A 15,135-nucleotide genomic window follows, 5' to 3' on the forward strand; every position below is an offset into this window, starting at 1 on the left:
AGTCAGACTGCGAATGATAAGATCCGTAGTCAAAAGGGAAACAGCCCAGACCATCAGCTAAGGTCCCAAAGTGTAAGTTAAGTGGAAAAGGATGTGGGATTTCTAAGACAACTAGGATGTTGGCTCAGAAGCAGCCACTCATTTAAAGAGTGCGTAATAGCTCACTAGTCAAGAGATCCTGCGCCGAAGATGTCCGGGGCTAAAACTTACCACCGAAGCTATGGGTGTACACAATTGTGTACGCGGTAGAGGAGCTTTCTGTACTGGCTGAAGTCATACCGTAAGGAGTGGTGGACGGTACAGAAGTGAGAATGTTGGCATGAGTAGCGAGAGTTAAGTGAGAATCTTAACGGTCGAAAACCTAAGGTTTCCTGAGGAAGGCTCGTCCTCTCAGGGTTAGTCGGGACCTAAGCCGAGGCCGAAAGGCGTAGGTGATGGACAATCGGTTGATATTCCGATACCACCAATGGACGTTATTAGAAATGGGATGACGCAGGAGGATAAGATGTGCACACTATTGGATGTGTGTCTAAGCATTTAGGCGGAGCAAGCAGGCAAATCCGTTTGCTCTTAACGCTGAGATGTGATGGGGAAGGGAATTTATTCCCGAAGTATCTGATTCCACGCTGCCAAGAAAAGTCTCTATCGAGGATATTGGTGCCCGTACCGCAAACCGACACAGGTAGGTGAGGAGAGAATCCTAAGACCATCGGAAGAATTGTTGTTAAGGAACTCGGCAAATTGACCCCGTAACTTCGGGAGAAGGGGTGCCTACGTAAGTAGGTCGCAGAGAATAGGCCCAAGCAACTGTTTAGCAAAAACACAGGTCTCTGCTAAAGCGAAAGCTGATGTATAGGGGCTGACGCCTGCCCGGTGCTGGAAGGTTAAGGGGATTACTTAGCGCAAGCGAAGGTATGAACTTAAGCCCCAGTAAACGGCGGCCGTAACTATAACGGTCCTAAGGTAGCGAAATTCCTTGTCGGGTAAGTTCCGACCCGCACGAATGGCGTAATGATTTGGGCACTGTCTCAACAACACATCCGGCGAAATTGTAGTGCAAGTGAAGATGCTTGCTACCCGCGATTGGACGGAAAGACCCCGTAGAGCTTTACTGTAGCTTAGCATTGAATTTCGGTATTGTCTGTACAGGATAGGTGGGAGACTGAGAAACATGGGCGTCAGCCTGTGTGGAGTCATCCTTGGGATACCACCCTGACAGTACTGAGGTTCTAACTGGAGGCCATGAATCTGGTCACAGGACATTGTTAGGTGGGCAGTTTGACTGGGGCGGTCGCCTCCAAAAAAGTAACGGAGGCGCCCAAAGGTTCCCTCAGCGCGGTTGGAAATCGCGCGAAGAGTGCAAAGGCAGAAGGGAGCCTGACTGCGACACTTACAAGTGGAGCAGGGACGAAAGTCGGGCTTAGTGATCCGGTGGTACCTCGTGGGAGGGCCATCGCTCAACGGATAAAAGCTACCTCGGGGATAACAGGCTGATCTCCCCCAAGAGTCCACATCGACGGGGAGGTTTGGCACCTCGATGTCGGCTCGTCGCATCCTGGGGCTGAAGTAGGTCCCAAGGGTTGGGCTGTTCGCCCATTAAAGCGGCACGCGAGCTGGGTTCAGAACGTCGTGAGACAGTTCGGTCCCTATCCGTCGCGGGCGTAGGAAATTTGAAGGGAGCTGTCCTTAGTACGAGAGGACCGGGATGGACAAACCTCTGGTGCACCAGTTGTCACGCCAGTGGCATCGCTGGGTAGCTATGTTTGGAAGGGATAAACGCTGAAAGCATCTAAGCGTGAAGCCCACCCTGAGATGAGATTTCCCATAACTCGCACGTAAGTGCGGTGTTAGTAAGACTCCTGGAAGACCACCAGGTTGATAGGTTAGAGGTGTAAGCATGGTAACATGTTCAGCTGACTAATACTAATAAGTCGAGGGCTTGACCTAAATATATAATTAGAAATAAAGCGATACTTCAAGCGTAAGCGAGAAGACTAGTTCACTGTGCAATTTTGAGAGAATATTTATTTTCTCAATCTAGTGATTATGGCATGAAGGTAACACCCGTTCCCATACCGAACACGAAGGTTAAGCTTCAATGCGCCGATGGTACTGCAGGGGTGACCTTGTGGAAGAGTAGGTTGTCGCTAGGTAATGTTCCGCGATAGCTCAACGGTGGAGCACTCGGCTGTTAACCGATAGGTTGAAGGTTCAAATCCTTTTCGCGGAGCCATTTTTTAAAATATAATAACATATGACGGATATTAATAAATCTGGTGATTATGGCATGAAGGTAACACCCGTTCCCATACCGAACACGAAGGTTAAGCTTCAATGCGCCGATGGTACTGCAGGGGTGACCTTGTGGAAGAGTAGGTTGTCGCCAGGTAAATATGGATCTTTAGCTCAGCTGGTTAGAGCTACCGGCTCATAACCGGTCGGTCCGGGGTTCGAGTCCCTGAAGGTCCACCATATGTGGGGATATAGCTCAGCTGGGAGAGCACCTGCCTTGCACGCAGGGGGTCAAGGGTTCGATTCCCTTTATCTCCACCAAAGAACAGTCCAATATGGGCTGTTTTTTTTGTGGAGATAAATAAGTTGTTAGTAAAAAAACTGGGTTAAATCATCTCCTGTGCAGCGGCTGATTTTATTCCAAGATTGCAGCTCCGCAGGAGATGATTTAAGTGGATTATTAATGTTGTTAGAAATTCTATAATATAAAAATTCTTAATAACGTTTATAAATAAATAAATAAATAAATAAATAAAATGCTTAAATACAAACAATTTCTTATATACTTGACCATGCGTGTCAATATATATAAAACAAAGGATTATAATGAAAGAATGAGTAAATGGAGAATAACGTGGATATATAACAAAAAAAACAAATATACAACTTTATTATTATGATACAATATTCCTTGTCGTCACAAACAAGTGGCACGATAAGCTAACTGTTGATAACTATTTAATATATTTTCAAATGAAAATAATTTTTAAAAAGTTGTTGACAAAACAAGAAATGCCTAGTAGAATAGTAGAAGTCGTCACATGATGACAAAGCAAATTGGTCTTTGAAAATTAAACAGAGAAATAGGTAAAGATAGCGAAATAATATTTCGCTAAACCAGTTAATTACTTTAGTATAAAGTAAAATTTAGTCGTAAGACTAAAAGTATGTAATGAGCTTGCGTAACAACTTAACAGTTGTCGCAGATTAATCATTTCAACTAAAAAAGTGTAAACTTTTAAATTGAGAGTTTGATCCTGGCTCAGGACGAACGCTGGCGGCGTGCCTAACACATGCAAGTCGAGCGATGAAACCTTTCGGGGTGGATTAGCGGCGGACGGGTGAGTAACACGTGGGTAACCTGCCTCAAAGAGGGGAATAGCCTCCCGAAAGGGAGATTAATACCGCATAATATGTTTTGGTCGCATGATCGAAACATCAAAGGATTTTTCTTCGGAAAATTCCACTTTGAGATGGACCCGCGGCGCATTAGCTAGTTGGTGAGGTAACGGCTCACCAAGGCGACGATGCGTAGCCGACCTGAGAGGGTGATCGGCCACATTGGAACTGAGACACGGTCCAGACTCCTACGGGAGGCAGCAGTGGGGAATATTGCGCAATGGGGGAAACCCTGACGCAGCAACGCCGCGTGAATGATGAAGGCCTTCGGGTTGTAAAGTTCTGTCTTCTGGGACGATAATGACGGTACCAGAGGAGGAAGCCACGGCTAACTACGTGCCAGCAGCCGCGGTAATACGTAGGTGGCAAGCGTTGTCCGGATTTACTGGGCGTAAAGGATGCGTAGGCGGACATTTAAGTCAGATGTGAAATACCCGAGCTTAACTTGGGTGCTGCATTTGAAACTGGGTGTCTAGAGTGCAGGAGAGGTAAGTGGAATTCCTAGTGTAGCGGTGAAATGCGTAGAGATTAGGAAGAACACCAGTGGCGAAGGCGACTTACTGGACTGTAACTGACGCTGAGGCATGAAAGCGTGGGGAGCAAACAGGATTAGATACCCTGGTAGTCCACGCCGTAAACGATGAATACTAGGTGTCGGGGGTCGAACCTCGGTGCCGCCGTTAACACATTAAGTATTCCGCCTGGGGAGTACGATCGCAAGATTAAAACTCAAAGGAATTGACGGGGGCCCGCACAAGCAGCGGAGCATGTGGTTTAATTCGAAGCAACGCGAAGAACCTTACCTAGACTTGACATCCCCTGCATAACCCAGAGATGGGCGAAGTCCTTCGGGACAGGGTGACAGGTGGTGCATGGTTGTCGTCAGCTCGTGTCGTGAGATGTTGGGTTAAGTCCCGCAACGAGCGCAACCCTTATCATTAGTTGCTACCATTAAGTTGAGCACTCTAGTGAGACTGCCCGGGTTAACCGGGAGGAAGGTGGGGATGACGTCAAATCATCATGCCCCTTATGTCTAGGGCTACACACGTGCTACAATGGTGAGTACAAAGAGATGCAAGACCGCAAGGTGGAGCCAAACTCAAAAACTCATCCCAGTTCGGATTGTAGGCTGCAACTCGCCTACATGAAGCCGGAGTTGCTAGTAATCGCGAATCAGCATGTCGCGGTGAATACGTTCCCGGGCCTTGTACACACCGCCCGTCACACCATGAGAGTTGGTAACACCCGAAGTCCGTGAGGTAACCGTAAGGAGCCAGCGGCCGAAGGTGGGATTGATGATTGGGGTGAAGTCGTAACAAGGTAGCCGTAGGAGAACCTGCGGCTGGATCACCTCCTTTCTAGGGAGTAGATGTATTGACTTCGGTCGATGCAATAGAAGAATATTAATTTGTTCTTCAAAAATATCTATTGTAATTAATCGTACCTAGTTCTCTGTTTAATTTTGAGAGACTAATTTTATCTAACTCTTAGGAGTTAGATAATGAATAGTTTTTCTTAAAATGTTCTTTGAAAATTGCACAGTGAAAAAAGTTGTTTTAAAAAAATTAAAACTACGCAAGTAGTTTATAAATTGATTTAATACAATTTCGCAAAATTAATATAACCGTCTATGTAAATAGACAGAATCAAGGTCAAGCTACAAAGGGCGCATGGCGAATGCCTTGGCACTAGGAGCCGAAGAAGGACGCGTTAAGCTGCGATAAGCTTTGGGTAGGCGCAAATAGCCTGTGATCCAAAGATTTCCGAATGGGGGAACCCACATAGTAACAACTATGTACTGCATACTGAATAAATAGGTATGCAGAGGTAGACCCGGGGAACTGAAACATCTAAGTACCCGGAGGAAGAGAAAGAAACATCGATTTCCTAAGTAGCGGCGAGCGAAAGGGAAAGAGCCCAAACCCAGGTCTTTGATCTGGGGGTTGAGGATAGATCATAAATACTGCAATTCCTTAATTGAAGATAGCTGGAAAGCTGCTCCGCAGAAGGTAATAGGCCTGTAAATGAAAAGGAAAAACAGTCAGATCTAATCCAGAGTACCACGAGACACGTGAAACCTTGTGGGAAGCTGGGAGGACCACCTCCCAAGGCTAAATACTACCTAGTGACCGATAGTGAAGAAGTACCGTGAGGGAAAGGTGAAAAGAACCCCGGAAGGGGAGTGAAATAGAACCTGAAACCGTGTGCCTACAACCGGTCGAAGCACTTTATATGTGTGACGGCGTGCTTTTTGTAGAACGAGCCAACGAGTTACGATATGTAGCAAGGTTAAGTACTTAAGGTACGGAGCCGAAGGGAAACCAAGTCTGAATAGGGCGCATAGTTGCATGTCGTAGACCCGAAACCGGGTGACCTATCCATGGCCAGGATGAAGCGGAAGTAAAATTCCGTGGAGGTCCGAACCACGTTGGTGTTGAAAAACCATGGGATGAGCTGTGGATAGCGGAGAAATTCCAATCGAACTCGGAGATAGCTGGTTCTCCTCGAAATAGCTTTAGGGCTAGCGTCGATTAATTGAGTAATGGAGGTAGAGCACTGAATGGGCTAGGGGCTGACAACAGTTACTGAACCCTATCAAACTCCGAATGCCATATACTTTTATTTCGGCAGTCAGACTGCGAATGATAAGATCCGTAGTCAAAAGGGAAACAGCCCAGACCATCAGCTAAGGTCCCAAAGTGTAAGTTAAGTGGAAAAGGATGTGGGATTTCTAAGACAACTAGGATGTTGGCTCAGAAGCAGCCACTCATTTAAAGAGTGCGTAATAGCTCACTAGTCAAGAGATCCTGCGCCGAAGATGTCCGGGGCTAAAACTTACCACCGAAGCTATGGGTGTACACAATTGTGTACGCGGTAGAGGAGCTTTCTGTACTGGCTGAAGTCATACCGTAAGGAGTGGTGGACGGTACAGAAGTGAGAATGTTGGCATGAGTAGCGAGAGTTAAGTGAGAATCTTAACGGTCGAAAACCTAAGGTTTCCTGAGGAAGGCTCGTCCTCTCAGGGTTAGTCGGGACCTAAGCCGAGGCCGAAAGGCGTAGGTGATGGACAATCGGTTGATATTCCGATACCACCAATGGACGTTATTAGAAATGGGATGACGCAGGAGGATAAGATGTGCACACTATTGGATGTGTGTCTAAGCATTTAGGCGGAGCAAGCAGGCAAATCCGTTTGCTCTTAACGCTGAGATGTGATGGGGAAGGGAATTTATTCCCGAAGTATCTGATTCCACGCTGCCAAGAAAAGTCTCTATCGAGGATATTGGTGCCCGTACCGCAAACCGACACAGGTAGGTGAGGAGAGAATCCTAAGACCATCGGAAGAATTGTTGTTAAGGAACTCGGCAAATTGACCCCGTAACTTCGGGAGAAGGGGTGCCTACGTAAGTAGGTCGCAGAGAATAGGCCCAAGCAACTGTTTAGCAAAAACACAGGTCTCTGCTAAAGCGAAAGCTGATGTATAGGGGCTGACGCCTGCCCGGTGCTGGAAGGTTAAGGGGATTACTTAGCGCAAGCGAAGGTATGAACTTAAGCCCCAGTAAACGGCGGCCGTAACTATAACGGTCCTAAGGTAGCGAAATTCCTTGTCGGGTAAGTTCCGACCCGCACGAATGGCGTAATGATTTGGGCACTGTCTCAACAACACATCCGGCGAAATTGTAGTGCAAGTGAAGATGCTTGCTACCCGCGATTGGACGGAAAGACCCCGTAGAGCTTTACTGTAGCTTAGCATTGAATTTCGGTATTGTCTGTACAGGATAGGTGGGAGACTGAGAAACATGGGCGTCAGCCTGTGTGGAGTCATCCTTGGGATACCACCCTGACAGTACTGAGGTTCTAACTGGAGGCCATGAATCTGGTCACAGGACATTGTTAGGTGGGCAGTTTGACTGGGGCGGTCGCCTCCAAAAAAGTAACGGAGGCGCCCAAAGGTTCCCTCAGCGCGGTTGGAAATCGCGCGAAGAGTGCAAAGGCAGAAGGGAGCCTGACTGCGACACTTACAAGTGGAGCAGGGACGAAAGTCGGGCTTAGTGATCCGGTGGTACCTCGTGGGAGGGCCATCGCTCAACGGATAAAAGCTACCTCGGGGATAACAGGCTGATCTCCCCCAAGAGTCCACATCGACGGGGAGGTTTGGCACCTCGATGTCGGCTCGTCGCATCCTGGGGCTGAAGTAGGTCCCAAGGGTTGGGCTGTTCGCCCATTAAAGCGGCACGCGAGCTGGGTTCAGAACGTCGTGAGACAGTTCGGTCCCTATCCGTCGCGGGCGTAGGAAATTTGAAGGGAGCTGTCCTTAGTACGAGAGGACCGGGATGGACAAACCTCTGGTGCACCAGTTGTCACGCCAGTGGCATCGCTGGGTAGCTATGTTTGGAAGGGATAAACGCTGAAAGCATCTAAGCGTGAAGCCCACCCTGAGATGAGATTTCCCATAACTCGCACGTAAGTGCGGTGTTAGTAAGACTCCTGGAAGACCACCAGGTTGATAGGTTAGAGGTGTAAGCATGGTAACATGTTCAGCTGACTAATACTAATAAGTCGAGGGCTTGACCTAAATATATAATTAGAAATAAAGCGATACTTCAAGCGTAAGCGAGAAGACTAGTTCACTGTGCAATTTTGAGAGAATATTTATTTTCTCAATCTAGTGATTATGGCATGAAGGTAACACCCGTTCCCATACCGAACACGAAGGTTAAGCTTCAATGCGCCGATGGTACTGCAGGGGTGACCTTGTGGAAGAGTAGGTTGTCGCTAGGTAATGTTCCGCGATAGCTCAACGGTGGAGCACTCGGCTGTTAACCGATAGGTTGAAGGTTCAAATCCTTTTCGCGGAGCCATTTTTATTTAAAGTATACAAAGCTAATTATTAGCTTTTTTTTATTTTTTGAAAAATTATAATAAATAATATACAAATTTTAAAAAATAGATATGAGCTTTAGTAATAACTTATATTTAGTTTAAATATATAATTAAGTATCAATAAATTTATTTTATTGGTACTTTTATCTTTTTTAGAAAGTAATAATTATAAAATTCAGCTATATACAAAGGCTTTTTATTTAAAGGTAGAATATATGAATATATATCTAACGAAAAGCTAGGAGGTATCGTATATGAAAGAATATATAAGCAAAAATCTAAGAAATATAGGAATTGTTGGACATAGTGGTTCAGGAAAAACCACATTAATGGAATCAATATTATATTACACTAAAGCTATAGATAGATTCGGAAAAGTTAATGATGGTACTACAATTAGTGATTACGATATTGAAGAAAAGAAAAGAAAAACGTCTATTTCTACATCAGTGGCTTTAAGTGAATGGGGAAATATAAAATTAAATTTAGTAGATATGCCTGGATATTTTGATTATGAAGGAGAAATGATTGAGGGGCTAAGAGCTGTAGATATGGCAATGATAACTGTTTGTGGGGTATCAGGTGTAGAAGTTGGAACTGAGAAGGCTTGGGAATATATCAATGATCATAAGCTACCTAGAGCATTTTTTATTAATAAGCTAGATAGGGAAAATAGTAATTTTCAAGTTGCTTTGCAACAGATAAAAGAAACATTTGGAATATCCGCAGTACCAATTCAATATCCTATAGGTAGTGAAGAAAATTTTAGCGGCGTAATAAATGTCATATCTAGAAGGGCTCAAATATTTAATCCTAAAACACATGGGATGGAAGATAGTGATATTCCAGAAGAATTAATAGATAAAGTGGATGAGTGTAAACAGATGGTTATGGAAGCAGTTGCTGAAACAGATGAAGTTCTATTAGAAAAATATTTCAATGAGGGTTCTATAAGTGAAAAAGAAATATATCAAGGTCTTATAAAAGGAGCTTCTATGGGAGAAATTACACCTATAATGTGTGGATCTGCTTTACTTGGTATAGGAATGAATACGTTGCTAGAAGATATGGTTGAATGCTTCCCTTCTCCAATTGAAACAACTATGTACATTGCAAAAGGTATGAAAAACAATAAATATACGCAAGTCAAAATTGATGATATGGGTCCATTCTCAGCATTAGTATTTAAAACTATTGCAGATCCTTTTGTAGGTAAATTATCTATGTTCCGTGTTATTACTGGAAAAGCTAAAAGTGACACAATAGTATATAATACTAATAAAAATAAAGAAGAAAAAATAGGTGCTATGTATTTTTTAAAAGGAAAACAACAATTTCAAACTCGAGAAATTGCGGCAGGGGATATAGGTGCAGTTGCAAAACTTCAATGCACGACTACTGGAGATACTCTCTGTGATAGAGCGAAACTAATAATGTTTGATACTATGGAGTTCCCACAACCAGTTTTTTCAAGAGCTATTGTAACTAAAGCTAAAGGTGATGAAGATAAAATATCTAATGGATTAACAAAATTGTTAGAAGAAGATCCTACATTCTCAATATCTAGGAGCGCAGAAAATGCACAAACTATAATCTCAGGATTAGGATCTACCCACTTGCAGGTTATAGTTAGTAAATTGAAAAATAAATTTGGAGTTGAAGTATCATTAGAAATTCCAAAGATTGCTTATAGAGAAACAATTAAAAGAACTTCTGATGTCCAAGGAAAACATAAAAAGCAATCCGGAGGACATGGCCAGTATGGTGATGTAAAGATTAAATTTGAGCCTAGAATAGACGGTGCAGATGATTTAGAATTTATTGATGCGGTGGTTGGTGGAACAGTTCCAAGGCAGTATATACCTGCTGTTGAAAAAGGGTTAAGGGAATGCATTAGGCATGGTGTACTTGGAGGATTCCCAGTTATAAGACTTAAAACAACGTTACATGATGGTTCGTATCATGCTGTAGATTCTTCTGAAATGGCATTTAAAATGGCAGCGTCGTTAGCTTACAAGAAGGGCCTTAAGGAATCAGATCCTGTTTTATTAGAACCAATTATGCATGTGGAGGTCACATGTCCAGAGGACTATATGGGCGATATTATTACGGATATAAGCAAGAAAAGAGGTAGAATTTTGGGGATGGAGTCTGTTGAAAGAGGTCAGAAAGTCATAGGAGAAGTACCTCAATCAGAATTATTTGATTATGCAACAGATTTACGCTCAATGACTGGTGCTAGGGCAAATTTTAGAGTCAAGTTTGAAAGATATGAAGAAGTGCCTCAGGATGGAATTGATAAAATAATTGAAGCTAGCAAGAACCTGGAATAGAAATAAAATAAAGAAATAAAACCATAGGTAGCTACGGTTTTATTTCTTTGTTTTAACGACATTTCAGAAGGAAAGTCTCCCAACTCATATAAGTGAGGGTATAAATCTCCTTCTGAAGTCGTCAATTCATCTTCTTCGAAGCTGTGCAGCTCCGCAGGAGATGATTTAATTATGAATTTTTAGGTATAGAAAAAGAATAAAAGTAAATTATAATAAATGCGCATATTTTGCTCAAAATTACAAAACCTAATGTGAAATATAGTAAAGAGGGGAGAATTAAATGTCTGAATATAAATTAGACATTCCTGGAGAAATTAACTTAAGTGATTACAGCAGCATTCATGATTATATGGGCATAATAGAGCGAAATGATAAGTTCACAATTATTTCAAAAATGAAAAATGCTGATGAAATGAAAATATTATGTGAAATGTTGGAAAATAATTCTTTTACCGTTGTAACACAAGGAGATAAAGAAAATGGCAAATATTACATCACATCACAAAAGGGAAGGTAAAGAGGAAATTAAGAGCAATTATGTAAGTGAGCTATTTGCATAATATATTTAAGAAGGCCATCACTATTAATGTTTGAATATTTTAAAAAAACAAATTAGGAAATAAAACTTTCCGAAATTTGTTTTTGATTTTATAGGAGTTATTAAATAGAGTACTGTGTTATTTATGCTTATTTTTTATTCTTATAGATAGTAAAGTATGAAACTCACTTCGATATTGGTATTTTTAGGATAAAACTGGGTGCAATTGGTCATAATTAAAGGAAGAAGTAAATCCATTGCAAGTGAGGTGTTTTAACATGATGTTTAATAAATTTACAGAAAGATCACAAAAGATTTTAGTATATGCTCAAGAGGAGGCAAAGCAATTAAAGCATGGTTATGTAGGGACAGAGCATATATTGCTAGGAATTCTAAAGGATGAAGACGGAGTATGTAAAAAATCATTGGATGATATGAAAATTTCGTCTGAGGGAGTAAAGAAATTAGTAATGGAGTATGAGGGAGAAGGAGACATAGAAATGCGAAGTAGCGAGATACCTCTAACTCCAAGAACAAAAAGGCTACTAGAACTAAGTCTTCTGGAAGCTAGAAATTTGAATCATAATTATATTAGTCCAGAGCATATTTTGTTAGCCTTGATTAGAGAAGAAGAAGGTGTTGCATATACAATTTTGGCTAATTTAGGAGCGGACTTTAATAAACTTAGAAATGGTATACTAAATAATTGGTGTTCTGAAGATACTCCAAAAGGTAGTTTATCAAAAGAAAAGCAAAAACAGGGTACTCCAAACTTAGAACGTTTTGGTAAAGACTTAACTGAGATGGCAAGACAAGGTAAACTTGATCCTGTTATAGGTAGAGGTAATGAAACTCAAAGACTTTTAGAAATTTTATGCAGAAGAATGAAGAATAATCCATGCCTTATAGGAGAACCAGGCGTAGGGAAAACAGCTATAGCAGAGGGACTAGCACAAAGAATAGCTTCCGGTAGCATTCCTGAAATTTTAAAAGACAAAAGGGTTATAACTTTGGATATATCCTCAATGGTGGCAGGTTCTAAATACAGGGGAGAGTTTGAGGAAAGGCTTAAAAAGGTTATGCAAGAGATAGTCGTCGCAGGAAATGTTATTATATTTATAGATGAAATTCATACTATCATTGGGGCAGGAGGAGCTGAAGGAGCTATTGATGCATCTAATATATTAAAACCGGCCCTCGCTCGAGGAGAACTTCAATGCATAGGGGCAACAACTATAGATGAATACAAAAGGCATTTTGAAAAAGATGCAGCACTCGAGAGGAGATTTCAACCTATAATTGTAGGAGAACCAAGCAAAAATGAAGCTGTTGAAATATTAAAAGGATTAAGAGATAAGTATGAAGCACATCATAGAGTAAAGATTACGGATAGTGCAATAGAAGCAGCTGTTAGCTTATCACATAGATATATATCAGATAGATACTTACCTGATAAAGCAATAGATCTTATAGACGAGGCTGGTGCAAAAGTAAGAATTCAAAATTTAACTGCTCCAGAAAATTTGAAAAATTTAGAAGAAAAAATAGATGGAATTTGTAAAGAGAAAGCTGATGCTATATCAGTGCAGGACTTTGAAAAAGCAGCTAAGATTAGAGATATCGAAAAACAATTAAAGGATAAATTGTATAATTCAAAAAACAATTGGAAAACTCAAAATCAAGCGGATGAGCTAATAGTTACAGAGCTTGAAATTGCTAATGTGGTATCAAGGTGGATTAATATACCTATAGAAAAATTGACTGAAAAAGAATCGGAACGGCTACTAAAGTTAGAAGAGGTACTCCACACGAGAGTAATAGGACAAGGTGAGGCAGTGAAATCTATTTCAAGAGCTGTAAGACGTGCAAGGGTAGGGTTAAAGGATCCAAAGAGACCTATAGGATCTTTTATATTTTTAGGTCCCACTGGTGTAGGAAAAACAGAATTGTCTAAAGCTTTAGCAGATGCCATGTTTGGTGATGAAAATAACATGATAAGAATAGATATGTCAGAATATATGGATAAGCACACTGTTTCAAGGCTTATGGGTTCGCCACCAGGATATGTAGGTTTTGATGAAGGTGGTCAATTAACGGAAAAGGTGAGGAGGAACCCTTATTCAGTTATACTTTTTGATGAAATTGAAAAAGCTCATCCAGACGTAGTTAATATTTTGTTACAGATATTAGAGGATGGAAGGCTAACAGACGGAAAAGGGAAAACAGTAGATTTTAAAAATACAGTAATTATAATGACATCAAATGTAGGCGCGTCTAGTATAAAAAAACAGAGGTCTCTAGGTTTCGATATAAAGGATAATGAAGCAAGCTCTAAATATGAAAAGATGAAAGAAAATATAATGGAAGAGCTAAAACATTCATTTAGACCTGAATTTTTAAATAGAATAGATGAGATTATCGTATTTCATTCGCTAGAACATGAAGATTTATATAAAATAGTAGGATTAATGCTTAAGGTAGTAAAAGAGCGTCTTAAAGATCTTGAAATTAATATTACTTTTGATGAGGAAACTAAGAAGCATTTAGCTAAGGCGGGACTTAATACTACTTATGGAGCTAGACCACTAAGGCGAGAAATAACTAATACTGTGGAAGATAAGCTTTCTGAAGAAATACTTAAGGGTAATATTAATAAAGGTGATAATGTAAGTGTTCTTATGAAAAATAGTGAATTGATTTTTAAGACTTTACATATTTAATGTTGTTTATGTGTAGGATATGCTTAAAAAACATAATTTTTTTTACTTTCAGTTTATAACTAAACTTACGAATAAATAAAACTAAGGAAAACTGCACACAAGAGGTATACGGTTTTTCTTAGTTTTATTCAGGATATGCAATTATATTCTGTTATACACAACATGTGAATCAGTTGTATCGCTAACTATTGGATTATGGTAATGTAATTCTACAATTTAAATAATAAAAGATTTTTCATAAACAACATAGGCACATTAATATTTTATATAAAAATGCTTATTTATTATCTATATATTTAACATTTTTAATCTCTGGCATAGATATATTCAATGATTTTAATGTATCTTTATTTATATACACTTCTGTTTCTTCAGAGATTTTAATTGGCATATTAGATATATCATTACCCTTTAGTACATCAACTGCCATGTTACCTGCTTCATATCCTAACTTATAATAATCTATTCCTACAGTAGCTAATGCTCCAGATTCTACGGAGCCTTTTTCCGATGCTATAACAGGTATTTTTGCCTCCAATGTATTTTTTACTATTATAGGCATGGATGACACTATTAACTGATCAGTTGGTACATATAAAACGTCTATTTTCGCAAGTAAGCTACTTATGGCACTATTAACTTCATTAGTGCTTGTTACTCCGGAAGTAACAATTTCATAACCTTTAGCTGCTTTTTTTAGCTCATTTACCTGTACTTGTGAATTTACTTCACTTGTATTATATAAAATTCCTATTCTTTTAGCATTGGGCATCAATTCCTTTATTAACTCCAATTGTTTTTTCACTGGTAAATAATCTGAAGTCCCAGAAACATTAGTTTCTGGCTTATCTAAAGACTTTATTATTCCAGCTTGCACAGGATCAGTAACGGCCGTAATTATTATTGGAATTTTTTTTGTAGCATTATATGACCCCTGTGCTGAAGGGGTAGCTATTGCATAAATTAAATCCTTCTTTCCAGATGCAAACTTTTTGCCGATAGTTTGGGTCGTAGTTATATCTCCTTGGGCATTTTGATAATCAATATCTATATTGTCTCCCTCCTTATAACCATTATCCTCTAGTGCTTTTATAAATCCTTCTCTACTTTGATCTAGTGCAACATACTCTACTATTTGACTTATACCTATTTTTATAACTTTCTTCTTTTCATTCGTTTTTGTACATCCGGTTAATATGCATGTAATTATTAGTGTAGTAGCTAACATTTTTTTCACAATAATACCTCC

The 15,135-nt window shown here is 40.4% G+C and carries 4 protein-coding genes, 4 tRNA genes and 6 rRNA genes (1 of these 14 running past the window's edge); 13 read left to right on the top strand and 1 reads right to left on the bottom strand.

The annotated features are described in order from the left end of the window. From ACWJJ2_RS14935 to ACWJJ2_RS14995, 13 genes are all read left to right on the top strand, one after another. Nucleotides 1-1,947: ribosomal RNA gene (locus ACWJJ2_RS14935) — 23S ribosomal RNA — on the top strand (it extends 979 nt beyond the left edge of the window). An 89-nt stretch (nucleotides 1,948-2,036) separates the two neighbouring features. Continuing rightward, nucleotides 2,037-2,153: ribosomal RNA gene (rrf, locus tag ACWJJ2_RS14940) — 5S ribosomal RNA — on the top strand. Nucleotides 2,154-2,158: 5 nt separating this feature from the next. Beyond that, nucleotides 2,159-2,233: transfer RNA gene (locus ACWJJ2_RS14945), tRNA-Asn, on the top strand. 39 nt (nucleotides 2,234-2,272) lie between these two features. Further along, nucleotides 2,273-2,389: ribosomal RNA gene (gene rrf / locus ACWJJ2_RS14950) — 5S ribosomal RNA — on the top strand. Nucleotides 2,390-2,395: 6 nt separating this feature from the next. Then, a tRNA-Ile gene (locus ACWJJ2_RS14955) sits at nucleotides 2,396-2,472 on the top strand. A gap of 5 nt (nucleotides 2,473-2,477) precedes the next feature. After that, a tRNA-Ala gene (locus ACWJJ2_RS14960) sits at nucleotides 2,478-2,553 on the top strand. Between the two features lie 698 nt (nucleotides 2,554-3,251). Beyond that, a 16S ribosomal RNA gene (locus ACWJJ2_RS14965) occupies nucleotides 3,252-4,769 on the top strand. Between the two features lie 292 nt (nucleotides 4,770-5,061). Beyond that, nucleotides 5,062-7,987: ribosomal RNA gene (locus ACWJJ2_RS14970) — 23S ribosomal RNA — on the top strand. An 89-nt stretch (nucleotides 7,988-8,076) separates the two neighbouring features. Next, nucleotides 8,077-8,193, top strand: a 5S ribosomal RNA gene (gene rrf / locus ACWJJ2_RS14975). Together the 16S, 23S and 5S rRNA genes with 4 tRNA genes alongside form the textbook arrangement of a ribosomal RNA operon. A 5-nt stretch (nucleotides 8,194-8,198) precedes the next feature. After that, nucleotides 8,199-8,273, top strand: a tRNA-Asn gene (locus ACWJJ2_RS14980). A 276-nt stretch (nucleotides 8,274-8,549) separates the two neighbouring features. Next, on the top strand, nucleotides 8,550-10,628 hold the full coding sequence (gene fusA, locus ACWJJ2_RS14985; RefSeq protein WP_216302345.1) for an elongation factor G: 2,079 nt from the start codon (nucleotides 8,550-8,552) through the stop codon (nucleotides 10,626-10,628). 280 nt (nucleotides 10,629-10,908) lie between these two features. After that, the gene (locus tag ACWJJ2_RS14990; protein ID WP_216302346.1) at nucleotides 10,909-11,145 is read left to right on the top strand and encodes a hypothetical protein; all 237 of its coding nucleotides are present in this window, start codon (nucleotides 10,909-10,911) and stop codon (nucleotides 11,143-11,145) included. Between the two features lie 299 nt (nucleotides 11,146-11,444). Then, nucleotides 11,445-13,886, top strand: a complete 2,442-nt coding sequence (locus ACWJJ2_RS14995; protein ID WP_462952676.1) for an ATP-dependent Clp protease ATP-binding subunit — start codon at nucleotides 11,445-11,447, stop codon at nucleotides 13,884-13,886. 277 nt (nucleotides 13,887-14,163) lie between these two features. Here ACWJJ2_RS14995 and ACWJJ2_RS15000 read toward each other — a convergent pair whose 3' ends face one another. Beyond that, a complete protein-coding gene (locus ACWJJ2_RS15000; RefSeq protein ID WP_216302348.1) occupies nucleotides 14,164-15,123 on the bottom strand; it encodes an ABC transporter substrate-binding protein in 960 nt (319 codons plus the stop codon). Between the last annotated feature and the right edge of the window lie 12 nt (nucleotides 15,124-15,135).

This window comes from Clostridium sp. CM039 (assembly GCF_055081075.1).